The sequence below is a fragment of the Pseudomonas fluorescens genome (genome assembly GCF_001648775.1).
Taxonomy (GTDB): domain Bacteria; phylum Pseudomonadota; class Gammaproteobacteria; order Pseudomonadales; family Pseudomonadaceae; genus Aquipseudomonas; species Aquipseudomonas fluorescens_M.
The window spans coordinates 1-400 of sequence record NZ_LVEJ01000057.1 but is presented as its reverse complement, the minus strand read 5'-3'; the positions used below and the strand labels follow the sequence as shown (position 1 = coordinate 400).

Here is a 400-nt window from a genome sequence, read left to right as displayed (position 1 = left end):
TAAATGCAAAATATCAAAGCAATGTCACGCAGTGTTCAAATGGAACGCCTGCGTATTATTGTTCCGGTGTTCTTTTGCGTGCAGTGGATTACAGCACATTCTTCAAGTTTTGGGATTATGGTTCGCAGGCGACAAAGCTTGGTTCCGTTGCCTTCACTTATATTCGTTCGGATGTGGGTAGTACTGCACTTAACGGAAACAGAAAAAGTGGCTTCATCCTGAAAGACCAGACTTCATCGATAGCCGTCGGTAAGGTATTGAACCTGCGTTGCATATTTCCTTTCCCGACCGAATCACTCAACGAGCGGGCAGATCACGGTTGTGGGTTTGCACCGAAAGTGGCACAAGCGGATCCTGATCTTGCCAATTGTGCAAAGTTATGGGGCTCTCCCATTACGGC

Annotated in this window: 1 pseudogene; it reads left to right on the top strand. The window is 47.0% G+C overall.

Going from position 1 to position 400, the window contains the following annotated elements:
* Nucleotides 1-400: pseudogene (locus tag A8O26_RS30025) on the top strand (hypothetical protein); the annotation flags it as partial.